The sequence below is a fragment of the Sorangiineae bacterium MSr11954 genome (genome assembly GCA_037157815.1).
Lineage (GTDB): Bacteria > Myxococcota_A > Polyangia > Polyangiales > Polyangiaceae > Pendulispora > Pendulispora albinea.
This window is the reverse complement of the sequence record CP089984.1, coordinates 1,784,976-1,807,794: the sequence shown is the minus strand read 5'-3', so window position 1 is coordinate 1,807,794 and position 22,819 is coordinate 1,784,976. Positions and strand designations below refer to the sequence as shown.

The following is a 22,819-nucleotide window of genomic DNA, read 5'->3' as shown; positions in this document are numbered from 1 at the left end:
GGAATCGTTGGCTCCGCATCATGACGACCCCGCGCCCTCTGAAAATCGCGACCGCCCAGTTCGAGAACCGAAGCGGTGACAAAGCCTACAACCTGGCCACCATCGACCGCCTCGCGGCGCGGGCCAAGCAAGCGGGGGCCGACGTGGTCGCGTTTCACGAGTGCTCGGTGAGCGGCTACACCTTCGCGCGCCACCTCTCGAGGGCGCAGATGCTGGACCTGGCGGAGATCGTCGACAGCGAAGGTCCCAGCGTTCGAAAGCTCACGGCCATCGCCCGCGCGCACGATATCGCGTTGCTCGCGGGCTTCTTCGAAAAGGATCGGGACGGCCGCCTCCACAAGGCGCACGTCTGCATCGAGCCCGAGCGCGGTCTCATTGCCAAGTTCCGAAAGCTCCACCCCTTCATCCACCCCGATCTCCTGCCAGGGACCGAGTACGTCGTATTCGACCTATTCGGCTGGAAGTGTGGAATTTTGATTTGCTACGACAACAACGTCATCGAGAACGTGCGCGCGACGGCTTTGTTGGGGGCCGAGATCATCTTCATGCCGCACGTCACCATGTGCACGCCGTCCACCCGCCCCGGGGCCGGCTTCGTCGATCCGGCGCTGTGGACGAACCGCGAGGCCGATCCCACGTCGTTGCGGCTCGAGTTCGACGGGATGAAGGGCCGCGGGTGGCTCATGAAGTGGCTGCCCGCGCGCGCGTACGACAATGGCATTTACGCCGTCTTCTCGAACGCCATTGGCATGGACGACGATCAGTTGAAGAACGGCTGCTCCATGATCGTCGACCCCTTCGGCGATGTGCTCGCGGAGTGTCGCACCTTGGGCGATGACATCGCGGTGGCCACGTGCACCCACGACAAGCTGGAAAAGGCCGGCGGCTACCGTTACCGAAACGCCCGCCGCCCCGAGCTCTTTGGCACCATCCTCGGGCAACCCCACGTTGGACGCCACCGCGTGGCGTGGATGGACGAGCCCTCGGTCGATGCGGGGCTCGAGGACGAGAGCAAGAATGGGAACGAGAGCAAGAACGACCGCGAAAGCAACCGATAGGGAGCCCAATCAGGAGGGCCCTTCAGGAAAGCCAAGCCGATGTCAAAACGACCGCTTCCACCTTCAAAAAGGGATGGAACGTGTCGTCGGGGCGACACGAGGAGTTGCGTGTACGCGCACGAATCGTAAGTTTTGCAACTTCTCACTCGAAGTGAGCATTCGTTGCAACAACATATGTGATACGGTCCGGGCGTGAGTGCGAACAAGACGCTCGTTCTCCTCGGCGTCTACGTAGAGGACGCGGTCGCGACCGCCCGCGATTACGAAGAACGCCTATCCATGCGGCGGATCGCCGAGCATTTCATACGCACGGAGAGCGCCACCTCCGAGTGCATCATCATGGCCGGCTCGGACGAACCGCCGTGGGTAGTGATATTTTCCGGTCAGGGTAAAGAGAGCATCGCGGCGCGCATCGTGGCGGAGCGCGGTGTCGGTTTGCATCGACTCGTCTACCTCACGGCCGAATATGACCGTGACCTGGCGTGGCTCCGCGGGCGCAACCTCGGTCGCGACGGGTTGGTCACGCTCGCCGACCAAAGCTCGCTGCGCCGCGTCTCTGCGCCGCTCTCCGAGCTGGGCGTCATCGTCGATTTGGTGGAAAAGCCGGGCACGGAGCACTGGCTCATGCCTTTGCTGCGCTCGCTCGGCTGCGACGCGCACTACGGCTAAATTCTATCTCTCGCTCCCGAGCATTGGAATGCGATGAAATGTTTACGAACGGACACCGCCAGTGAGACGATGCTCATCGTCGCGATCGAAGCTCCCCTCCTCGACGATATGCGCACAGCGGTGAACCCATGATCTTGAACCCCCTCGATCACTTGGCCATCCATGTGGCCGACCGCCAAGCAGCCGAGAAGACCGTGAGCGAGCTGCTCGGGCACACGCGGGTGCAGGAGATGCGCCTCCCGTGCAACGAAGGCACCGCCCATCTCTCCGTCATGATGGAGCACGGCGATCGCTTTCACTTGGTGCTCTGCGAGGGCGACGGTCCATCGCACCCCATCACGCAATGGGTGGAGACGCGAGGCCCCGGCGTGCACCACCTCGCGCACCGCGTGGATTTATTGGAGCAATCGCTCCAAAACGTGGTGCAGGGCGGCGGGGAGAGCGTGGGCTCTATCGTCGAGGCCGACGGGCTCAAACAGGTGTTCACCACCGTGAGCGAGGACGGCATCCTTCACGAGATCACGCAGCGCGCAGAAAAACGCCGCTTCGTGGAGGGCAACACGGCGAAGCTCATCGCCATCGGTGCCTCCGTCGACCCCGTGAAATAGCGATGCGCGCGGGCTGAGGAGCGCAGGGACGAGGCCGCCTCTCGCGGCCAGAAGGTAAGAGACGGTTTGCGTTTGCACGCGATCCGCGACTAATCGTCGTTGGGTGCGCCTTGGTCGATTCGCTTCCATCGCCGTAACCATCGTCGCCACCCTCGCGTTCGGGTTGATCGCGCTCGTCGTGCTCGTCGGTTTCGAGCGCGAGGCGCACGCCGAGACGTTGCAAGCGCCGTATGGCGGAAGGGCGATCGCGCTGGGATCGCAGCGGATCGCGTGCGGGGCCATGCCCGGCGGGTGGATCGTCGAGTCGATGGGGCGCGCGGTTCGTCCGCCGGCCTCCGCGTCCTCGGTCGGCCAGGTGGTGGAGCTCAAAGTCGCCAGCAGCATGGAAGCGTGCGCCCGCTCGACCGACGCCGTGAAGCTGGTGACCACGGGCCGCTGGCCGCGGTTGGATCGCGCAAGCTTCAGCTTATCGATCGACGAAGGGAGGCTCGAGGGGCGCGGGCGCGACTTGAAGGGCACGGTGGTCACCTTCCCGGCCGCGCCGGAGCAACCCGTGTTCGACACATGCCGCGAGCCGCAGGTGGAGGGCGGCGCGGAGATCTGCACCTGGCGCGTGCCAAAGACGGTCTCGGCCGATCCCGGCGCGGGCGCCCTTCGCTGGCGCCCGGCGGGGGCCGACGTGAGCCCCGACGCGGTCCTCTTCGATCTCGAGGGCAAGCGCGCCGATCCGGCGCTCTTCACCATCGCCCCCAGCCGCGTTCAGGTCACACAAATCGTCCCCGTCGATGCGGCGGTCGACGTCTCATCGGGCACCGGCATCGTCCCGCTGCTTCACCCGGAGATCATCAGCGCGGTGGAGTGCGGAAACCTGCGCTGCAGCGTGGAGGCGAGCCGCCTGGCGGTGCAAGCGCCGCCGGCGTCGGTGACCACGCTCGACATCAAGTTCCGTCTGGCGCCCCACGTCACCTATACGAAAAAAGGAACGCAAGATCCGCAGCCGGTGGTGAAGCTGTCGATCCTGCGCTGCCCCATGACGGTGGTCTCCGGGCCCGCGCTGCGCGGCATCGAGGGCGCGCGGGTCATCGTGCGGCTCGAGGGGCAATGCTCGCACGACATTGCGCAGCTGCACTTTGCGGTGGGCTCGCGCCGGACCGACGTGGTGCAAACGGAGACCATCAACGAGGCCAGCTACGCGGTGCTGGCCATCGGCAACGTGGACGCGCCGCAGCTCTCCATCACGGCCGCGCGCGGCGACGGAGAGGGCTCGGTGGTGGCCATCGCCCGCACCGACACCAAGCCCTCGCCGCTGGTGCGCTCGGTGCTCGTGATCCCCGGGTATCCGCCCATCGATTTCATCCCCAACAACCGCTCCGCCCAGGTGCACCACCCGAGCCTCAACGACGCCGCGCTGGCGCTCTTGCCGGTGCAGGACGTCTACACGGCCGGCAACGAGGGCGGCGTCTCCACCGTGCAAGGCGAGATCAACGCGGCGGGGTACGTGGCGCTGCGTTTTGGCTACCGCAACCCGACCTTGCCGGCGCCGCTCGACCGGGTCGACTTGGCGGTGCTCACCGATCCGCTGCAGCGCATGGTGAAAGAAGCGGCGCTGCCGGCGCCCATCGGGACCTCGGTGCACACCAATCAGCCGCTGGTGGAGCTCGTCTGCTACGAGGACGGGCGTCCGTTTCTGGCGAGGCCCGGGGTCATCGAGCATCTGAGCTACGACTCGAGCGACAGCTGCCGCGTGGTCTTTCACCGCGAGCGCCTCTCGGCCGAATACGGCACCCAGAAGCTCCAAGTCGATATCGATGTTCGAAAGCTCGACGGCTCCGTTCGCCCCGAGGCCAAGGTGTCGCAAACGGTGATTTTGCGCGCGGGAAACCAGCCGCGCATCGCCTGGATCAAGGGGGTGGCGGCGCCCTACGACCGAATCAGCGTGCGCATCTCCCACGTCCCCGATGAAACGCATTATCTGGGCGCGCTCGAGATCCTGGGCGCGCCCTCGGTTCAATGGTCGATCATCCTCGGCAAAGGGCGCGTCCGTCTCTACGCGACCACCGCCATTCCAACGGGCCTTTATCGCTTCTCCGACTCCGATCACAGCGGCGTCATGTCGCTCAACTTTGGAATCATTTCCCGATTCACGTGGCTCGACAGCGACGGCAAAGAGGGCCTTTTGGGCTTGGAGGGCGGCATCATGGCCTTTGGCCTCACCGGCAGCACGGGGCCCAGCGGCAAGAGCCTCACCGAGGTGGGCGCCGTGCTCGGGTTGGGGCTCGCCATCCCCATCGCCAACGCGGCGTCGCCCACGCAAGCGTCGATCAATTTGCATGCGTGGGTCGAGCAGCGCATCACCAGCACCGGCGACGAAGGTGCCAATCCGCGGGCGATCATTTTTGGGCCCAGCATCTCCATCGGCAACGTAGGAACGACGTTTTAGCGGGAGGATCAACCGCCAGGGCGCCACGTGCGCTAGGAGAGAGAGTCGAGAATTCGATAGCTGATTGGAGAGCTTGGCTCCAGAGAGGGCTTAGTGATTCACAATTTGGAGAGCTTGGGTCCCAGAGAGGAAGACCCAAGGATTCACGGCGGAGTTGGCGCTCTTGGCGTCCTGGCGGTTCAATGCTCGCAGCGGGAAGCGCCGTCGCGGATCCATCGCTCCACGAGCGCGACCATTTCGGGTGAGGCTTTGCCGGTTTGGGGCATCGGTGTTCCGTGGGTTCCTTGGCGGCCGGTTAGCTTTGCGTAGAGGAGGGAGCCTTCGGGGTCGCCGGCTTTGACGCGGGTCTCCGAGGGCCACTGGGAGCTTGGAACGCCGACGAGCGCGAGGTGCGGATCGGATTGGAGATCGAGGGAGGCTTGGCGCGTGGCGGCCGAGTGGCATTGGAGGCACGCGCCCTCGAACGACGTTTTCACCTGGCAGGCGACGCTGGCCGCGGCGTCGACGCGCTGCCCCTGGCCGCGCGCCAGGGCGGTGGCGACGAACACCATGACGAGGACGATGACCATCTCCACGGTGTTGATGACGCGCAGGGCGGCGAGCGGGGATGGGTCGATGGGCTCGTTCTTTTTGACGCGAAGACGCCACTTGATGAGGGTCACCATGGGCCAGAGCTCCAGGAGCAGCACCAGGATGAAGAGCCCCATTTTGGTGTGAAAGACGGGGTTGTGCAGGTACCAGCTGGTGGGCTTCTCGATGCCGCCGAGCAAACGCCACAGTCCCGTGCCGAGCCAAATGGCCGCCGCAATTCCCCAGGCGGAGTCGGCGGCAAAGAGGGCGTGCAAACGTCGCTCGTCGAGGGGCGTGCGCATTTGGCGCCCGCGCACCCAGACGGCGCCAAGGCCGATACCGAACGCGAGGAGATGAAGTGCGGCGAGGATACTCGACATCGTCCCTATCTACGCCGAACGCCCCGGTGGACCCAACACCTATCCCTTCGTAGCGCCTCGGAGCGGCGGCTGCGACCTATCCCGCCGGGCGCGTGCCGTCGTTGCGGTAGCGCGCCAAATCGACGTGGAAGTGGTTTCGATGGAGCGCGTCGAAGAACGGTGTCAACACGTTGGAGAAGACGCTCTCGTCGTATGCGCGGTTCGAGATGGCTCGGAGAAAGCGGCCCTCGGCTTTTGCCGGCGCGGCCCCTTGATCGAAGTGGCGGAGCACGGAAATGCTCTTTCCGTTCTCCAGCGCAAATGTCTCCAGATCGATGGCGTTGGCGTACGAGTGCTCGCTCACCCAGCCGGGGTACGCCTTCATCTCGCGGCAGGAGTACGTGCCGAGGTGGTGGATGCGCGTGATGCGCTTGCCGAACGCGCGCACCGCCTCTTCTTGCGCCATCGCGTCGAAGCGCGCGAGCGCCAGGGCCATCGAGCACGTGACGAGGGCCGGCGGATCGTACGCGATGCCCGCCCGACCGCGGCGGTAGACGACCACCTGCTCGGCGCCGCATACGATGGCCTTGTGCCGCTGCACCGCGATCCGCGCGGTCGAATAGCGAACGCCCTCCGCCTTGAGCAGCGCCTCGCAATCGTCACGCGGCGCGGGCGGACCGACGATGCCGTCGTCCGCAGGATCGTCGTTCGCAAATGCCATCGGTGCCGCCGGCGCCGGAGACGCGGGGGTCGCCGGAGACGCGACGGATGCCAGGGGCGCCGGAGCTACGGGGGACACGGCGGACGCGGCAGATGCAAGAGAGGTCACGGGAGCTGCGGCGGGAGCTCCGACCGCCGCGGGGGCGCGGACCACGACGGGAGCGCTGACCGCGACGGCGCCGAAGACGAGCGGCAGCAACGCGGCGCTGACCGCGAGGATCTTCCACATTCCCTTTGGACGCAGGGCTCGCCGGAAAGTTTTGTCGTCCGCTTGAAGCCGGCTCGTGTCACCCTTATGTCAGTTGTCCGCCCCATGCGACGCACCGAGCGCCTCTTTGCCCTGGCCGAGTACCTGCGCGGCCGCCGCACGGGCGTCACGGCGGAGGCCCTCGCCGAGCGCTTCAATGTCACGGTGCGCACGATTTACCGGGACCTCGACACCTTGCGCGATGCCTCGATGCCGCTCTCGGCCGAGCGCGGGCGCGGGGGCGGCTATGCGCTCGACCGGAGCTACAGCCTCCCCCCGGTCAACTTCACGGCCCGCGAGGCGGCGCTCATCGTGGCGCTGGGGCGCTTTGCCATCGAGATGCGCCTGCTCCCGTTCACCGACACCCTCGACTCGGGGCTGGACAAGGTGCGGGCCGCGCTCTCCACGTCGGCCCAGCGCGAGCTGCTCACGCGGCTGAAGGAGCTCACCTTTCAAGGCGTGCCGGGGCTGCCGAGCAAAAAAGCGGTGCGCGCCGCCATCGAGCGCGCCTGGTTCGAGCAGCAACCCATCCGTATGACCTATGTCGACGGCAATTTCATCGAGACCACGCGCGACGTCCGCATCGAGTCCGTCATCATGGACCGCCACGAGACCCGCATCGACGCCACCGATCTCCACGCGGGCGAGCGCCGCCACTTCCGGCTCGACCGCATCGAGCACGCCGAGGTCCTGCGCATCCAGCCCGGCCCCGCCAACGACTAAGACCCGCGCAGGCGCTTACCCGTTCGCCTTGCGCCGGAAGAAGCGCGCGACCGGCCCCACCCCGCCCGCGATCAGCGCCCCGAGGAAGCTCAAAATGAAGAACCCCGCGTCCCACACGCCGTTCCCGAGCTCGCTGCTGCTGCGCAAGAACACCGTGTACAATACACGCACCAGCAAGCTGCCGAGCCCATAGAACACCAGCGCCGCGGCCGCCGTACGCCGCAAGTCCGACGCCAGCTCCACGGCGCGCACGCTGTTGGGCCACACCGATCGCCGCACGTGCAGCGCAAAGAGCGCCGTCGGGGTGATGGCGAGGAGCGCGGTGCCCACGATGAGGAGCACCGACTCGGTGCTGGTGATATCGCCCGGGCGGAAATAGCGAATGGTGCCCGAGATGGCGCCGGAGACGCCGAAGACGAACCACACCACGAGCGCGCTGCTCATGCTCACGATGGTGGGCCGCGCGTACCGGGCCGCGTTGGAGGTCGCCTCCATCGCCTCGAGGGCCTCGCTGGAGATGGCGGGCAGCGATCCGGTGCCGGCCGCCGGGCTGCCCGGGAGCGAGCCGATGGCCGCCCGCATGGTGCGCGCGGAGGGATCGTGCGACTTGCCGGTGGCGATGACCGTGCCCTCGCCCTTGCGCAGGATGGTCTGCATCTCCGGCGAGGAGAACGGCGCGCCCACGTCGAAGGGCGCGAGCGCCACATCGAGCTCGATCATCGTTTGGTAGCGCTCGCGCGGATCCTTTTGCATCGCGCGCTGCACCACCAGCTCGAGCGCGGGCGGGATGCTGGGCTCGATCTGGCGCGGGCGGATCGGCTCCTCGGTGAGGACTTGCGACAGGGTGGCGGTGGGATCCTCGTTGTCGAACGGGCGATGCCCCGTGACCAAGGTGTAGAGCAGGGCCCCGACCGCGTAGATGTCGGCGCGCGAGTCGACCTTTTCGCCGCGGGCCTGCTCGGGGGCCATGAACGAGGGCGTGCCCATGATCATGCCGGTGCGGGTGAGGTGCGTGTTGCGATGCCCCACCTTGCTGATCCCGAAGTCGAGCACCTTGATGTGCGGCATCCCATCGCGCGAGACGACGAAGACGTTCTCGGGCTTCATGTCGCGGTGGACGATGCCCCGGCCATGGGCCGCGTTGAGGGCGCGGCAGATCTGGCGCGTGATGGCCACGGCGGTGGCCACGTCCAGCCGGCCCACCTTCTTGAGGTGCTCCCCGAGCTCTTCCCCCTCGAGGAACTCGCCCACCAGATACGGGCGGCCGTCCGCGCTCCGGGAGACGTCGAAGACGTCAATCACATTGGGGTGGTTGATGGCGCTGGAGCTCTCGGCCTCGCGCTGAAAGCGCTGGACCACCTCGGTGTCGCGCGCAAACTCGGGGTGCAGGATCTTCACCGCGATGCGACGCTCGGGCAGCCGCAGGTGCCGCGCCTCGTAGACGCGCGCCATGCCGCCTTCGCCGACCATGCGGTGGATCTTGTACGTGTCGCCGAGCACCATGCCGAGCAGGGCGTCGACGTCGGCCGGGCCGTCGGACTGAAGGGACGCTCCGTCCCGGGGGCAGACGAGGAAGTCGACCGGATAGTGGGTGCCGCACGCGGGGCATCGCTTGGGGCCGCCCGCTGCAACGAGCTGCACGAAAGCTTCCGCCTGCTCCGCTGGATTGGTCATCTCGCTGGGGGCGGGCGGAACCGCAATGACGGCCTTGGTCACAGCGCGGGGGCCCGAAGTCGACATGTGCCAGCATCGTAACACGGCTCGAAACGCCGAAGTCTCGACCTTTCGAGCGCGGCTCGGGTAGGAGGTCACCCGCATACGGCACCGTGCTTCGACCCAGGGACCAGTCGTTGACGGCAGACTACTTCTGCCTATACTGCCCGCCGCCTTGGCTGGCCTTTTGACGTCCTCGCGCGCTGCGAGGCGGCAAATTCAAGGCTGGACCATCGGCCGGTCGCACAATCCAGTGCGAACGATCTTGTACGAGGTATCGTTTCAATGCCGCTTCATACGGAAAAAAAGTCCGAGCTCATCGATAAATTCCGCACCCACGAGACGGACACCGGCTCGCCGGAGGTGCAGATCGCCCTCCTGACCGAGCGCATCGGTTATCTGACCGAGCACTTCAAGACGCACGTGAAGGATCACCACTCGCGCCGCGGTCTTCTTCGGATGGTCTCCAAGCGCCGTCGCTTGCTGAACTACCTGAAAAAGTCGAGCCTCGAGCGCTACCGCAAGACGGTCAGCGCGCTCAACCTCCGCAAGTAGCGCCACCCTTTAAGCGGTAGAAGCAAAAGGCGGCCCCGGAAAGGCGGGAGGCGGCGTATGATTCGTCTCCCGCCATCCAAGGTGGGGTTTGTAGTATTTAAATCGTTTGACCGAGTCTGCCTTTGCCTCATCTCGCCTTGCTCTTCGATCCCTGCCCGCGAAGCGCCACCCGGCTGAAACACAGCCGCTGGTGCTTCGAGCGCAGCGACCGAGGAACGAAGGCGTCTCCTGGTCACAGGGAGTCCGCCGCCCACGGCGGACATCCGAGGTGAGGAAGCTCGGCGTTTCGGCCGCACGAAGCGGCCACGCGCTAAGGAGCGCATCACCATCATGTCCTTTGTTCGTGAATCGGTCATCGTCAACGGCCGTCCACTCACCATCGAGACCGGCCGTCTCGCCAAGCAGGCGCACGGCTCGGTCCTTCTGACCTACGGCGAGAGCGTCGTTCTCGTCACCGCCGTGTCGGGCGACGAGCGTCCCGGGTTGGATTTTTTCCCCCTCACCTGCGAGTACGTGGAGAAGACGTTTGCGGCCGGCAAGATCCCGGGCGGCTTCTTCAAGCGCGAGGGCCGGCAGCGTGACGAGGAGATCCTCACGAGCCGCCTGATCGACCGTCCTTGCCGCCCGCTTTTCCCGGAGGGCTTCAAGAAGGACACGCAGATCATCGCCACCGTCCTCAGCTCGGACAAGATCAACCCCACCGACGTCTTGGCGCTCACCGGCGCCAGCGCCGCGCTGCACATCTCGGACATCCCCTGGGGCGGTCCCCTGGCCGGCATCCGCGTGGCGCGCGTGAACGGTGAGTTCATCGTGTTCCCGACCTTCGAGCAGCAAGCGCAGTCCGACATCGACATGGTGGTCGCGTGCTCGAAGGACGCCATCGTCATGGTCGAAGGCGGCGCCGCCGAGGCCAACGAGACGGACGTCATCGACGCTCTGTGGTTCGCGCATCAGGCCGCGCAGCCCATCCTGGAGCTCATCGAGCGCATGCGCGCCGCGGTGGGCAAGGAGAAGCGCCCCTTCGAGGCGGTGAAGCTCGACGAGAAGATCGCCGCGCGGGTCAAGGCCCTCTCCGACACAGGCATCATCGAGGCGGCGCTCATCAAGGAGAAGAAGGTCCGCTACGACTCGTACAAGGCCATCAAGACGAAGCTTGGCGAGGCGCTCCTCGCGGAGCTCGGGGCCGAGGTGTACGCGGCCAACGAGAAGCTCATCAAGGAAGAGTTCGAGGAGCGCAAGTACCACGTCGTGCGCGAGTACGTCCTCAGCCAGAACAAGCGCATCGACGGGCGCGCGATGGACGTGATCCGTCCCATCTCGACCGAGGTGGGGCTTTTGCCGCGGGTGCACGGCTCGGCGCTCTTTCAGCGCGGCGAGACGCAGGCGATGGTCACGAGCACGCTCGGCACCAGCGCCGACGAGCAGAAGATCGACGCGCTCACGGGCGAGCGGTGGAAGCGCTTCATGCTCCACTACAACTTCCCGCCCTTCTCCACCGGCGAGACCAAGCCCCTGCGCGGCCCCGGCCGTCGCGAGGTCGGTCACGGCGCGCTGGCGGAGCGCGCGCTCTCCCGCATGATCCCGGAGCAGGAGAAGTTCCCGTACACCATCCGCGTGGTCTCCGAGACGCTCGAGTCGAACGGCTCGTCGTCGATGGCCGCGGTCTGCGGCGGCACGCTCTCGCTCATGGACGCGGGCGTCCCCATCAAGGCGCCGGTGGCGGGCATCGCGATGGGCCTCATCGCCGATCCCACCCCGGGCCCCAATCAGCGCACGGCCATCCTGAGCGACATCCTCGGCGACGAGGACCACCTCGGGGACATGGACTTCAAGGTGTGCGGCACCTCGCGCGGCATCACGGCCATCCAGATGGACATCAAGATCGCGGGCCTGTCGCGCCAGATCATGAGCAAGGCGCTGGAGCAAGCGCGCGCCGGGCGTCTATTCATCCTGGGCAAGATGCTCGAGTCGCTCAACGTGCCGCGCGGCGAGCTCTCGAAGTATGCGCCGCGCATCACCACGGTGAAGGTCAAGCCGGACCAGATCCGATTGATCATCGGCCCCGGCGGCAAGACCATCAAGGGCATCATCGACCAAACCGGCGTCGCCATCGACGTGGAAGACGACGGCACCGTCAACGTCGCCTCCAGCGACTCCGACGCCGTGAAGAAGGCGCTCGACATCATCAAGGGCCTCACCGCCGAACCCGAAGTGGGGGCCGTCTACAAGGGCGCCGTTCAGCGCGTGACCGACTTCGGCGCCTTCGTGGAGCTCCTCCCCGGCACCGACGGTCTCCTCCACATCTCCGAAATGGCGCACACGCGGGTCGAGCGCGTCACCGACGTGATGAAAGAAGGCGACGTGGTCGAGGTCAAAGTCCTCTCCATCGACCGCGACGGGAAAATCCGCCTCTCGCGCCGCGAGCTCCTTCCGCTCCCCGAGGGCGAAGAGGGCGAGCGCGCCAAGGAGCGGATGCTCGCCGCCCGCGAAAGCGGCGGAGCGCCCCCGCGCCGCAGCGGCGGTGGTGGCGGCGGCGGCGACCGCGGACCGCGTCGCGATGGCCCCCGCTCCGGCGGCGATCGCGGCGGCCGCCGTTGACATAAACGCAAAATTCCGAGCGGAAGCCGTACGTAGCGTGTCTGCCGAGGTCCTGGCGACACGCTACGTTGCTTTTGTCGAGGGCGCGGACGGCTCGCCCGCGGCGTACTCCGGCAAGGCCTCTCTCACCGCGGCGACGAAGTCCGGCACGAGCTTCGCGAGCGCGTCGAGCAACTTCGGGAGGGGGACATTGGTCAGGTCCTCGGCCTGCTGCTCCAACCTTTCGATCGTCGTCGCCGGATCGAAATCGAAGACGTTGCATAGGAATTCATCCGGCGACTGAGCCTCGATGCCCCCCGGGAGTGGAGGCCGGAAGTCTTTGAGGTTGGCGGTTACGATCACCTGCGCTCCGCTCATCACCGCGGCAGCCACGACATGGCGATCCTTCGGATCGTTCGGCATGGAGTCCACGAGCACCTCGTGACCCGTGACGAGAGCCTCGGGGAAGAACGCGCATGGTCGCGACGAGGCGGCGAGCCTTCATCTCACTCATCACGCTCTTGCGCACGAGGTTGCGGCGCATCTCGTCGAGGATCGTCTCGGACCAATAAAGTTGGTACACACCAACTTCGGCCGCGCGTAATAGCGTGTCGCGAAGGGTCGATGGAAACAGCACATTGGCGTCGAGAACGACGCGGAAAGGTGCTGGGAGCATCGAGCAAGAATGCTATTCCAACTCGGGATAGCCGCCTAACTCTTCGGTGAGCGCCGTAAGCTCCTTGAGCTTCGCGCGGCGTTCCTTGGCTCTCTGCCGTTTGTAGGCCAAGACATCTTCGATCCGAAGGCGACGATGTTTGCCCGTCTTCGTGTACGGGATCTTTCCCTCCTCGAGCAGACGCACGAGGTACTGGCGCGAGACGTTGAGCAAGTTGGCGGCGTGCTGGGTTGTGAGCTCTTTTCCAACCGGCACGACCGTAATGGCATCACCGCGCGCCAGAACATCGACGACCCGCTCCAGCGCGTAGAAAACCGCCTCGGGTAGCTCGATGTGCTCCCCCTTTGGCCCCAGCAGCAAACAGGGCTTCCGATGGGGCTTCGCTTGGATGAGGCGCAGCTGCTTCAGCAGCTCGACGAACATGGCGTGCTGTTCGGGAGGCGCAGAAATAGGGCTCACCCCATGGATCCGTTTTCCGGCGGGCGGCTCAAATACGGTTGCCATGGCTTTCGTAACTGTAGCTACAATTCGACCCAAACGCAACCAACGGGCACCGGCTCTATATAACGGTAAATATTGAAGATTATGTAACTCCAGGAGCTCGCCGTGCCGAGCTCGTGCTCGGACCGCCGCCGCGATGGGTTCCGTTTCGGTTGGGCATCGCGGCAGCGTCGTTCGCTGCGGAGCTTCGAGGCTTCGGAGATTGGCCTAGAGCGCCATGGAGGCGCGCAACGCAGGGCGATCGTGACAGCGGTCGACCCAGGTGGCGACGTTGGGGAAGGAGGTCAGATCGATTCCGACCATGCGGCCCCACGCGAGCGCGGCGGAGTTGGCGAGGTCCACGAGGGAGAAGCTTTCGCCGAGTTGGTAGGGGCGGCTCGCGAGGTGGGCCTCGAGGATTTGCAAGCTCGCGTTGACGCGGTCGTTGGCGGCTTTTTTGTCCTCGGGGGAGATGGCGTAGACGAAGCGGGCGATGGCGGACCCGAGCTCCACGGTTCCCCAGACGAGCCACGAGAGCGCCGCTTCGCGGGTGGGATCGCTCGGCGCGGGCCAGAGCTTCTTGTCGACGCCGAAGCGTTCGCCCAGGTAGATCAGGATGGCCAGCGACTCGAACAATGGGCGGCCGTCGACCACGAGCAGCGGGACTTTGCCGTTGGGGTTGAGCGTCAGGTAGTCGGCGGTGTGGGTCTCGCCGGCCTTGAGATCCTTGCGGATCTTGGTGCACGGCACCGCGAGCTCCTCGATGGCCCACGTGACGCGGGAGGCGCTGCTGTACGGGGCGTAATAGTACTCGATGGTCATGATCGTTCTCGCTTGACTTGGGTCTCGGGTTGGGAAGTCTTGGCCCTTGCGACACCCAACACGATAGGCGGGCGCAATGACAGCATATTGTCAGGATAGTGCGGACCCGGCGTTCACTCGTTTTTTCGCCGGCGAGTGAGGAGGAAATAGCCCGCGCCGCGATGGCCCAGCGGGAGAAAGGCGCGCGGCGCGAAGTGGGCGCCGAGGAGCTCCGCATGGGCCAGCCGCGCTTCGACCAGGTAGCCGTACGGTGCGTTCGGCCATGCCGAGAGGTCCGGGGCGGCGCCGCGGATATAGAAGAGCAGCGCATCGGGATTTTTCGAGAGCAGGAGCGCAGGGTCGACCCGTTTCGACGTATGCCCGCCGGGCAGCACGGCGATGTCCGGATCCGTCACCCCCGCCAAGTCCACGATGCGGCCCTCGGTCGCCGCGGAGATCCATCCGATGTCGACGGCGGCCACCGAGCCAACGCCGTCCAGGTACGGGCGCGCGCGCTCCACGAGCGCCCGCCGGTCGTCCATCACCGCACGCCCGAGCGGCGCCGCGTGCACGAAGTTGACGGCGCCCGCCGCGATGGCCACGCCCGCGCGCAGCGCCGTTGCGATCCGGTGCGCGTGCGGCAACGCAAGGACGTACGCCCACGCCAAGGACGGCGCCACGGGGGCGAAGAGTCGCGCATACGGCATCCAATCGCCTCCGACCGCGACGATCGCCACCACGTGCACCATGGCCGCCGCCACCACCACGCGCGCCGCCCGCGGAGCGCGCGCGAGCGCCCTTGGCGAGAGCACCAAGACGGGGCTCGCCGCCACCATCAACGCCACCGCAGCGTACAGCGCACCGTAGGTCACGTCGCTCGGCTTCGCGAGCACCGCCAGCGGCGCAGGGCGTCCAAATACGGCCACGCGCACCGCCGCGCACGATGCGAACGGCACCAGCGCGATCGCAGCGTGAAGCACCGCACGACCCATGGAGCGCCGCCGCGCCATCGAACCCCACCCGGCACCAAACGCCAACACCGCCGCCCATGGAGCCATCTCGGGCCGCAGCGCGGCCGCGCACCCCGCGAGCACGGCGCACGTATATGAGCGCGCGCCCACCGCCAGTGCGCCCCCGGCGGCCAAGGCCATCGCCAGGCCCGTTTCCATCCCGCTCACGGCATGCGCAGCCACCGGCAGCGACACGGCGTTCGTGACCAGCGCGGCCACCTTCGCCCATTTCGCCGGCCTCGCCCATCGCGACCCCACCCCGGGCTCATGCGCGAGGCCGACCCCCGGCGCACCCATCCCCGGCGCGCCCATCCCCGACGCCCCCATCCCCGGCGCACGCCCTACCGCCACCCCAAACGCCACGGCGACCGCCGACCAAGCCACCAACCCCATGCACTTTGCACGCATCAACACGTCGAGCGCCGACGCGGGAGCCCCCGCCAGAGGTGCCAACACGAACGCCCACGGCAACGGCGTGACGCCATCGGTGACGGCGCCTCCGTCATTGAAGCGGTAGCCCAGCCCAGCCGCGAGATGCCGCGCGTAACGCACGGAAATCAGGGCGTCATCGACGGTGAAGCCCCACATGAAAAGGCAAGGAAGCAGCGCGCTGAGCAGGCCTGCGATGGCCCATTTCGAGTCACGCCATCGGAGCGCGCGTGTCACGGGATCGCCGCCGGTAGCAGTGCCCGAAAGTCTTGTCCAATCTCTTCCATAGTGTGCTGAAAACTACGCCGATGGGCGCGAGCTTTTTACCATGCGTCTCCAGGCAGGCTCTCCCCTGCCCCCACGCAAAACATGATGCGCTCGTTCGAGATTCTCGTCGCAAGCGACGAATTCGCGCCCCCCTTCGATCCCGATTCGGCTTCTCCTTCTCCGCGCCGCGTCCCGCGGCGGGGTGCCCGGGAAGTGCTCGACATTTTCATCGGCGGCGTCAACGTCACCGCCCGCGTGGCCGACCGGCAGGCGCCAGCCGTGCTGCGCGATCTCGGCCTCTCGCTCGCCCGGCTCGCCCGCCAACGCCGCGGAAAGATCCTGGTTCGCTTCTACGACGATCCGTGGGAGCTCTGCGTCGAGCGCATGGGCAAGATCGCCGCCCTCAGCGTCTACCGCACGGGCACCGATCCCTTCGTGGTCGCCTACGACGAACGCGCCAGCTTCGCGGAGATCCACGCGCGCGTGCACGACGCCGTGAAGAAGGCCATCGAGCGCGGCTCCGCCCCCGCCGCGGTGGCCGTCGAGCTCCGCGCCGCCGAGGCCGCGCTCGAGACCGTGAGCGAGGCCGATCTCGCCCTCGAGGACGAGCCCTTGTCGGCCCTGGAGCCCGTGAGCGTCGAGGTGGAGCGGGACTTCCCCGTGGCCCTCGGCACCGAGTTCGTCTTGCGAAAATTCGCCGACTTGGACGATCACGCCGCCCCGGTGGAGCGCGCCGATCTCCACGCGCTGCTCTTCCGCGGACGCATCCGCGCCGAGGTGCGCGGGCGCGCCGTCGATCTCGGGGAGGGCCACCCCTTCCTCTTCGCCGAGCGCTTGCTCGCCATGTCGACCCGCGCGCTGCAAGCGTGGGAGCACGGCCAGCCCCAGTACGTGCGCGCCGAAGCGGGCGGCGTCCTCATCGCCATCCGCCTCTCGGCCGACGGCGATGCCGCCCTCACCTTGGGCTCCGCCGCGCGCGCCCACCTGGAGCAGAACTTCACCTTCCCCGCCCTCTCCGTCTCGGATTTGGTCGAGGCCTCGCTCGCCTTTGGCCGCGCCCTCGCGCGCGCCGTCCTGCGCCGCGATCGTGCACAATGCACCAATCTGCGGCTCAGCGCCTTCCGCCGCCAGCTGCGCGAGACCGCCGACGCCCTGCGCGATGTCTGCCGCGACGACGCCAAGACCAACCCCACCCCCGAGCCCTACCGCGCCTTCGTGGCCGCGTCGCGCCCCGCGCACACCCCCTCGGTCACCGGCCCCAGCGCCGCGCCCACCCGGCTGCGCTACACCGAGCGATGGCGCGCCCTCGTCCCCGGCATCGATCTGCGCGCGACCTTCCTCTGCGGCGATCGCCTGATCGTCGGCGCCGCCGCCGAGACGTATTGCCTCGAGCGCACCACCGGGCAGGTCATGTGGCGCGTGCCTACCACGCGCGCGACCAACGTGGTCACCCCCGGCGGCCTGGCCCGCATCTCCGGCGACGGCGAAATCTGTGTGCACGATTTCGGCAACGGCGAGATCACGATGCGCACCCAAATCGGCCCGCGCCTCGGCGCGCCGCCGGCGGGCGCCGTGGTCAGCTTGGCGGGCCTCCCGCGCCTGCTCATCGTCACCGAGGGCGAGCGCCATCTGTCCGCCATCGATCTCACCAACGGCGAGCCCCGATGGCGCTTCGCCTGGGGCCGCGGCGGAGCGCTTCGCATGCGGCGCGCCGGGCGCCTGCTCTATGTGGCGAGCGGCGACAGCGCCCTCACGGCGGTCGACGTGCAGTCGGGGGCCGTCGTATGGCGGGTGCGCAACCGCCTGCGCTTCCGGGCCAGCCCCACCCTCGATCACGACGTGCTCATGGCCGTCGCCGGCGGCGCCAACTCCGCCGCCGAGCTCCTGGGCATCGATCCGTACTCCGGGCAGGTGCGCTTTCAGTGCCCCATCGCGCCGTCGGCCGCCACCGTCGAAGGCGGACCGCTCATCGCCGGCCGGGTCGTCGCCTGCGCCGTGCGCATGCGCCATGGCCTGCGCCTGGTCGCCTTCTGCCGCGAAACGGGGCGTGAGCTGTGGAAGAGCGAAGGCTCCGTCGCCCCCGTGGGCACCTCGTGGCTCTCCGTCGACGGGCTCTTCATCGGCAATTGCCCCACCGGTGAGCTGGTCGCCGTCGAAGCCGAAACCGGCGCCTTGCGCTACCGCCACGTGCTCGGTCGCATGATCGACGCCGATGTCCCCCGCCGCCTCGAGCCCGTCTTGCGCTCCGGCGCCCTCTTCGTTCCTCACACCGACGTGCACGTCTTCCGTCCACACGATGGCACCGAAATCGCCACCATCGGCCCCTGCGATGCCATCCCCGATCTTCTGCGGGTCGACGAGCAATGCAACGTGTACGTCGCCGAGGAGAGCGGCCACCTCGCCTCCTTCGCCGTCGGACCCCGCCTGACATTGGTCAAAGGCTGACGCGGTTCGTAAGGTCAGAAACCGCAACACGCGATGTCCGCCTCGGGAGCGACCGGCGGAACGAGGAGAACCCCGGGCGGGAGCGCTCTCCATGTGGAGGCTGCCCGTGGGTCCGCGACCTCGAAGGTCTGGCGATCCCGCTGCACGAACAGGGTCCCACCCGGATCGAAGCGCACGGCGCCCACGCCGGTGCCGGCGGCGATCGTGGTCGCGCTCATCGTGGCGGTGTCCACCAGCACGATACGATGGGAGCCGACGAAGGTCCCGCATTCGCACACGTGCGTGTCCCAAACGAGCGCGACGCGGTCACCGCGGGGCGAGGCCACGATGGAGGGCGGTCGATCGCCGCCGAAGGCGATATTCTTTGGCACCTTCACGACGCGACCATCCGGGAGCTTCAGCTCGAGCCACTTCCACGAATAGCCCGCGCTCGAAGACCAAGTCTCGGAACCGTTGTGGAAGGGCATCCCGAGCGTTCCCCCCGCCTTGCCGTGATCGACTTTGGGCGCTTTGAACGCCGAGGTGGCGAATTCCAACTTGCCGGCGCCCCGCTCCGGTGAAAAGGAAATACGCGCTCCGGTGAGTCGTCCGAGGGGCTCGCCCTTTTCGTAGCCGATCCCCGAGCTCAGAAGCACAGTGACCGCGTCCTCTACGATGTGCACCTGTCCGGAGAAACCACCCTTGTCCACGGGAATGCGCGCGAGCGGGGCGCCGTCCGTGGTGTACGGCCAGAGCAAAACTTGGTGGAGGTAGAAGTGATCGGCGAGGTCACCAGCCAACATCGTCGGTCTCGAGCCGGTCGTGAGAATGGCAAACGGCAAATCGCTGGCCACGTATGCAGACAAGGGCCCCCGTTCGCGCTCGCTCACGGCCACGAAGCGCGACGTGGACGAATCCCAAACGCCCACGCGAAGATTTTCGGGATCGGTCGCGCGCTCCGTCCGCGCCTGCCATAGCATCGCGCGCAGCCCGCGCTCACTCGAGAGCGATGCGCGATACCGCGCTTCGAGCTCGAAAACCTTTGCAAAGAGGCGTTTGCCCGGATCGCTGGCCCGAAAATCCACCAGATCGGGGTCGCGCGACGCTTGCGCGCGCAAGCCAATGAAATCCGCCTCGAATACTTGGGTGAGCTCGCGCTCCGCGCCCTCCATGTCGCCCGCTCGGGCGCGCGCACACGCCAGGTTGTAACGCGCGAGGACGAACCCCGGTGCAGACTGGAGCGCCTTCTCGAGCCCCGCGACGGCCGGCCCGACGTCGCCCCGCGCGAGACGTTTCACCGCGGCATCGTTCTCCGCGAGCGCAGCGGGCGATGGGAGCCCCAAATCGCGGAGGCCGACCGGCCCCACGGCACCGGCCGTCCTTCGCGGCGCAGGTGCTTCGACGGCGCCGCCAACGGCGGCCGCCGGGCGCGCCACCGGTGCGGCCGCAACGCGATCGTGCGCGGCCGGCGGGTGCTCATGCGCCCTACACGCAAAAAGCGACACCAGAAAAAAGCCGAAAGCGCTTTGCCGTCTCATGGGGACCGTCGCGAACGAACGCCCCACGGACATTGCCGCTTCCGCCCTCCCTGCGCTACCCGCATTTCGCCGGGTGCCTCGAAGGTGCACACCTTCGTGCACCCGAGTCGCCTCGTTTACCCGTCCACGACGCGCAAAACGGCGAACTCCTCGCCCACCTTCGGCACCGGGAGCAAGCCATTCGTCACCACACCATCGTCGCTTTCGGGCTCGCTCAAATACACGGCCACCGCGCCCAAGGGCTGCTCGGTCGGCAGCAGCAAGGAGCCGGGCGGGATTGAACGTGCCTCGCGCGTCCACGACACGTCGCACTGGCCAACGGTGGACGCCTCGAGGATGGCGCGCGCGCTCTTGGCGGAGAACCCCTCGAAGCGCGGGATCTCCACGAGCGCCTGGGCCGGCGCTTCCTCCACCCGCAATCCATGGCCGCGCAAGAACGGACCGAGGTGCGCGGGCAGCACATAAGCGCGGGGACGGTCGACCACGTTGGTGCCGACGAAGCGGGCCAGGAACGGAATGTCCACCTCGTGCGGCTCGCCCTCGCGCGTGCGCGGCCGGCGTGTGAGAACCTTCACGGGCTCGGGCATGGCCTCGAGACCGTAGCCCACGGCGACGCGGGCCGGGGGCATCCGGCTCGCCTCAATCAAATCGCGAATCGCATCGGCCTTGCCCGCGGCGGCGCGAAGCGTCTCGATCAGCCACGCGTAGGTCGTGCGCACCCGCTCCTCGAACGTAAGGTACGAATAGCACTCGAGCAGCAGATCGAGGCGATTGGTCAGCCCGCGGTAATTGCCTCCAAAGCGCGGATGGTGCGGATACGTCATCCACCCCTCGCCGACCGGCGCGTTCGGATCGGCCGTTCCGCGTTCATCGAGGGTGCGCTCGTCCTCGACGAAGTTGCCGTACCAGCCCGACTCCAGACCAAAGTTGCGGCGCACCCCCTGCGATATCTCGGGAACGAGCGTGTGCCGCATGAAGTCGATGGGCTCCCTGCGCCCCGACTCCACGGTGTGCGGAATGTCGTGCGTCATGGCGAAGCGGTGCACGGAGCCGTTGGTCGCGTGCGAATCGACGGAGAGATCGGGCTCCCAGGTGTGGCAGACGCGGGTCTGGAGCAGGCGCATCTCGGGGGCCTCTTGGCGAATGTAATCGCGATTGAGGTTGATGCCCTTGGCGTTGACCCGGGTGCCCACCCGCGGAGGCCCGTCTTGCCCGATGAGCCGCTCGATGTGGAGCGCCCGGTTCTCGGGATCCATGGCGTCGTTGCCATCCGCATTGAAAATGGGCAGCACCACCACCGTCAGCTTCTCGAGCAGGCCTTCGTCGCCCCGGGTGAGCAGATCCCGAACGAGCATCAGCACCGACTCTTTTCCCTCCACCTCGCCCGCGTGGATGCAATTCTGAAGCAGCACCACCGGTCGCCCCAGCGCGCGCGCCGCCGCCGGATCCGACACCCCCGTGGAGGACAGAACCAAGAGCGGAAGCTCCCGCCCTTGGGGCGTATGGCCAAAGTTCGAGACGCGCAGGTAGGGGCTCCCGAGCTGCTGGAGCTCCTGGATGAACGCCATGACCTCGGCGTGGGTGCTGGTCGCGCGGTAACCGGACTTCTCAGCGATGGTCTGAAGAGGCATGCGTGCTCCGTTCCTTGCTTCCTATCACATGACGTCGCGCCTCGACGATGCGTAGAAACGAGCGCCCTTCGAGCTCTTCCAAGGTGAGACCGGTGGCCTGCACCTCGTCCAAGGTCACCGCCCCGCAGTTCCGCGCGCGCAGGAAAAAGTTCAGCAGCCCTTGACCGGTGGCCGCGTCATCGAAGACGTTTCCGACCATGGTCGCCTGGCCCGCCTTGCGGATGAAGTTCCCCAGCCGCTCGGCCGCCACCACCACCCCGCCCAAAAAGAACGCGTAGCACGCCGCGTAACGCACCGGAATCTGCGCAGGGTGCAAGTCCCAGCCCTGGTAGAAGCCGCTTATCAGGGCGCGCTGAATGGCACGGTACGAGAGCCGCCATGCGCGGTGCACGTCGGCCGTCGGCCCCACGGGGATCACCGTGGTGGGACCGTCCGCCACGCACGCGCCGGTTCCGGTCACCGCCACCTGCATCAAGTGCCGCGCAAAATCGCAGGCGGGGTGCTCCGGCCCTTGGTGCTGCGCGGTGATGTTGGCGGAGGCCGTGTAATCGAAGACGCCCAAGTGAACGCCTCGGCAGCGTCCTTGGGCCGCGGCCAGCATCGCAGGCAGGTTGGTGCGCCCGTCGGCCGTCAGCAGCGCCTGGGTCGACTCGATCATGAGCTCGACGGCGATCGCGCCCTCCGGCAGCCCGTTGGCGCGCTCCAGAAGCCGGAGCAGCTCCACCAAGGCCGTGACCTGCTCGGGGAGCATGACCTTGGGCAAGGTGACCACGAAGCCCGGCGGCAGCGCGCCGCCCTGCGCGAGCACCGTCGATACGAACATGTCCAAGGTGCGGGCCGAGCGCGCTTTGGTCTCGTCGGACAAGGACTTGATGCGAATGCCAATCGAGGCCGGCAAGGTTCCCTCGCGGAGCCCGCGCGCGACCTCGCCCGCCGCGGACAAAGCCGTGGCGTCTTCTTCGGCGTGGGGTCGATCGCCGAAGCCATCTTCGAAATCGAGGCGGTAGTCCTCCACCGGCTCCCGGTGCAACTTGGCCACCACGCGCTCGTAGACCGCGTCGGCGAGCGCCTCCGGGAGCTCCAGGACGCGCGCCAAGGCGGCGGCGTCGGGCGCATGCCGTTCGAGCGACTGCAGGGCGAGGGTGCCCAGGCGCCCGGCGGTCTCGGCGCGAAACAAGTGGGCACCGCCATAGACGGTGTGCACGGGCTGGCGGGCGAGGCTCTCGCCCGGGTAACGGCGCGCCAAGGTGCGGTTCGCGTCACCCAGGCGGGAGAGGACCGCCTGCAACCCTTCGGCGGGCAAAGTCGTGGACATGCAATCGCT

18 protein-coding genes are annotated in these 22,819 nt (G+C 67.2%); 8 read left to right on the top strand and 10 right to left on the bottom strand.

What is annotated here, in order from left to right; all coding sequences use genetic code 11:
* Positions 1-20: 20 nt before the first annotated feature.
* The 4 genes from LZC94_07475 (at position 21) to LZC94_07460 (ending at position 4,775) form a co-directional block, all read left to right on the top strand.
* Positions 21-1,058 (top strand): nitrilase family protein, encoded by a 1,038-nt coding sequence (locus LZC94_07475; protein WXB17107.1) that lies wholly within the window; start codon positions 21-23, stop codon positions 1,056-1,058.
* 192 nt (positions 1,059-1,250) lie between these two features.
* Positions 1,251-1,727, top strand: a complete 477-nt coding sequence (locus LZC94_07470; GenBank protein ID WXB17106.1) for a hypothetical protein — start codon at positions 1,251-1,253, stop codon at positions 1,725-1,727.
* A gap of 128 nt (positions 1,728-1,855) precedes the next feature.
* The gene (locus LZC94_07465; GenBank protein WXB17105.1) at positions 1,856-2,335 is read left to right on the top strand and encodes a VOC family protein; all 480 of its coding nucleotides are present in this window, start codon (positions 1,856-1,858) and stop codon (positions 2,333-2,335) included.
* A 103-nt stretch (positions 2,336-2,438) separates the two neighbouring features.
* Complete coding sequence (locus LZC94_07460) at positions 2,439-4,775, top strand: hypothetical protein (protein ID WXB17104.1); 2,337 nt, start codon at positions 2,439-2,441, stop codon at positions 4,773-4,775.
* 179 nt (positions 4,776-4,954) lie between these two features.
* Here LZC94_07460 and LZC94_07455 read toward each other — a convergent pair whose 3' ends face one another.
* Both LZC94_07455 and LZC94_07450 read right to left on the bottom strand, forming a co-directional pair.
* Positions 4,955-5,725 carry a DUF2214 family protein gene (locus LZC94_07455; GenBank protein WXB17103.1) on the bottom strand — a complete coding sequence of 257 codons (771 nt, stop codon included), beginning with the start codon at positions 5,723-5,725 and terminating at the stop codon, positions 4,955-4,957.
* A gap of 76 nt (positions 5,726-5,801) precedes the next feature.
* The gene (locus LZC94_07450) at positions 5,802-6,653 is read right to left on the bottom strand and encodes an extensin family protein (GenBank protein ID WXB17102.1); all 852 of its coding nucleotides are present in this window, start codon (positions 6,651-6,653) and stop codon (positions 5,802-5,804) included.
* Positions 6,654-6,737: 84 nt separating this feature from the next.
* On the opposite strand from LZC94_07450, the gene LZC94_07445 reads away from it, so the two are divergent.
* Positions 6,738-7,394 (top strand): HTH domain-containing protein, encoded by a 657-nt coding sequence (locus LZC94_07445; protein ID WXB17101.1) that lies wholly within the window; start codon positions 6,738-6,740, stop codon positions 7,392-7,394.
* A gap of 15 nt (positions 7,395-7,409) precedes the next feature.
* On the opposite strand, the gene LZC94_07440 is transcribed toward LZC94_07445, so the two are convergent.
* Positions 7,410-9,134: a serine/threonine protein kinase gene (locus tag LZC94_07440; GenBank protein ID WXB17100.1), complete on the bottom strand. Its 1,725-nt coding sequence runs from the start codon at positions 9,132-9,134 to the stop codon at positions 7,410-7,412.
* A gap of 258 nt (positions 9,135-9,392) precedes the next feature.
* Here LZC94_07440 and rpsO point away from each other — a divergent pair, with 258 nt between their 5' ends.
* Positions 9,393-9,662, top strand: a complete 270-nt coding sequence (gene rpsO / locus LZC94_07435) for a 30S ribosomal protein S15 (protein WXB17099.1) — start codon at positions 9,393-9,395, stop codon at positions 9,660-9,662.
* A gap of 330 nt (positions 9,663-9,992) precedes the next feature.
* A complete protein-coding gene (pnp, locus tag LZC94_07430) occupies positions 9,993-12,260 on the top strand; it encodes a polyribonucleotide nucleotidyltransferase (GenBank protein WXB17098.1) in 2,268 nt (755 codons plus the stop codon).
* Positions 12,261-12,323: 63 nt separating this feature from the next.
* Here pnp and LZC94_07425 read toward each other — a convergent pair whose 3' ends face one another.
* The 4 genes from LZC94_07425 to LZC94_07410 all read right to left on the bottom strand — a co-directional run bounded on the left by LZC94_07425 (position 12,324) and on the right by LZC94_07410 (position 15,872).
* Complete coding sequence (locus LZC94_07425; protein ID WXB17097.1) at positions 12,324-12,671, bottom strand: hypothetical protein; 348 nt, start codon at positions 12,669-12,671, stop codon at positions 12,324-12,326.
* A 256-nt stretch (positions 12,672-12,927) separates the two neighbouring features.
* Positions 12,928-13,419 carry a helix-turn-helix domain-containing protein gene (locus tag LZC94_07420; GenBank protein WXB17096.1) on the bottom strand — a complete coding sequence of 164 codons (492 nt, stop codon included), beginning with the start codon at positions 13,417-13,419 and terminating at the stop codon, positions 12,928-12,930.
* 204 nt (positions 13,420-13,623) lie between these two features.
* Positions 13,624-14,217, bottom strand: coding sequence for a glutathione S-transferase family protein (locus LZC94_07415; protein ID WXB17095.1), 594 nt, complete (start codon positions 14,215-14,217; stop codon positions 13,624-13,626).
* A gap of 113 nt (positions 14,218-14,330) precedes the next feature.
* The gene (locus tag LZC94_07410) at positions 14,331-15,872 is read right to left on the bottom strand and encodes a hypothetical protein (GenBank protein ID WXB17094.1); all 1,542 of its coding nucleotides are present in this window, start codon (positions 15,870-15,872) and stop codon (positions 14,331-14,333) included.
* A gap of 243 nt (positions 15,873-16,115) precedes the next feature.
* On the opposite strand from LZC94_07410, the gene LZC94_07405 reads away from it, so the two are divergent.
* Entirely contained in the window at positions 16,116-18,347 is a 2,232-nt protein-coding gene (locus LZC94_07405) for a PQQ-like beta-propeller repeat protein (GenBank protein WXB17093.1), read from the top strand.
* Between the two features lie 14 nt (positions 18,348-18,361).
* Here LZC94_07405 and LZC94_07400 read toward each other — a convergent pair whose 3' ends face one another.
* From LZC94_07400 to LZC94_07390, 3 genes are all read right to left on the bottom strand, one after another.
* Positions 18,362-19,864 carry a hypothetical protein gene (locus tag LZC94_07400; GenBank protein ID WXB17092.1) on the bottom strand — a complete coding sequence of 501 codons (1,503 nt, stop codon included), beginning with the start codon at positions 19,862-19,864 and terminating at the stop codon, positions 18,362-18,364.
* A gap of 116 nt (positions 19,865-19,980) precedes the next feature.
* Positions 19,981-21,495, bottom strand: coding sequence for a M14 family metallopeptidase (locus LZC94_07395; protein WXB17091.1), 1,515 nt, complete (start codon positions 21,493-21,495; stop codon positions 19,981-19,983).
* Complete coding sequence (locus tag LZC94_07390) at positions 21,473-22,810, bottom strand: aldolase/citrate lyase family protein (protein WXB17090.1); 1,338 nt, start codon at positions 22,808-22,810, stop codon at positions 21,473-21,475. Before LZC94_07390 ends, LZC94_07395 begins: the two co-directional genes overlap by 23 nt.
* Between the last annotated feature and the right edge of the window lie 9 nt (positions 22,811-22,819).

Coding starts and splice junctions, on each gene's coding strand:
- LZC94_07475 (WXB17107.1), top strand. CDS start 21: ATGACGACCCCGCGCCCTCTGAAAATCGCGACCGCCCAGTTCGAGAAC.
- LZC94_07465 (WXB17105.1), top strand. CDS start 1,856: ATGATCTTGAACCCCCTCGATCACTTGGCCATCCATGTGGCCGACCGC.
- LZC94_07455 (WXB17103.1), bottom strand. CDS start 5,725: ATGTCGAGTATCCTCGCCGCACTTCATCTCCTCGCGTTCGGTATCGGC.
- LZC94_07450 (WXB17102.1), bottom strand. CDS start 6,653: ATGTGGAAGATCCTCGCGGTCAGCGCCGCGTTGCTGCCGCTCGTCTTC.
- LZC94_07445 (WXB17101.1), top strand. CDS start 6,738: ATGCGACGCACCGAGCGCCTCTTTGCCCTGGCCGAGTACCTGCGCGGC.
- LZC94_07440 (WXB17100.1), bottom strand. CDS start 9,134: ATGTCGACTTCGGGCCCCCGCGCTGTGACCAAGGCCGTCATTGCGGTT.
- rpsO (WXB17099.1), top strand. CDS start 9,393: ATGCCGCTTCATACGGAAAAAAAGTCCGAGCTCATCGATAAATTCCGC.
- pnp (WXB17098.1), top strand. CDS start 9,993: ATGTCCTTTGTTCGTGAATCGGTCATCGTCAACGGCCGTCCACTCACC.
- LZC94_07420 (WXB17096.1), bottom strand. CDS start 13,419: ATGGCAACCGTATTTGAGCCGCCCGCCGGAAAACGGATCCATGGGGTG.
- LZC94_07415 (WXB17095.1), bottom strand. CDS start 14,217: ATGACCATCGAGTACTATTACGCCCCGTACAGCAGCGCCTCCCGCGTC.
- LZC94_07400 (WXB17092.1), bottom strand. CDS start 19,864: ATGAGACGGCAAAGCGCTTTCGGCTTTTTTCTGGTGTCGCTTTTTGCG.
- LZC94_07395 (WXB17091.1), bottom strand. CDS start 21,495: ATGCCTCTTCAGACCATCGCTGAGAAGTCCGGTTACCGCGCGACCAGC.
- LZC94_07390 (WXB17090.1), bottom strand. CDS start 22,810: ATGTCCACGACTTTGCCCGCCGAAGGGTTGCAGGCGGTCCTCTCCCGC.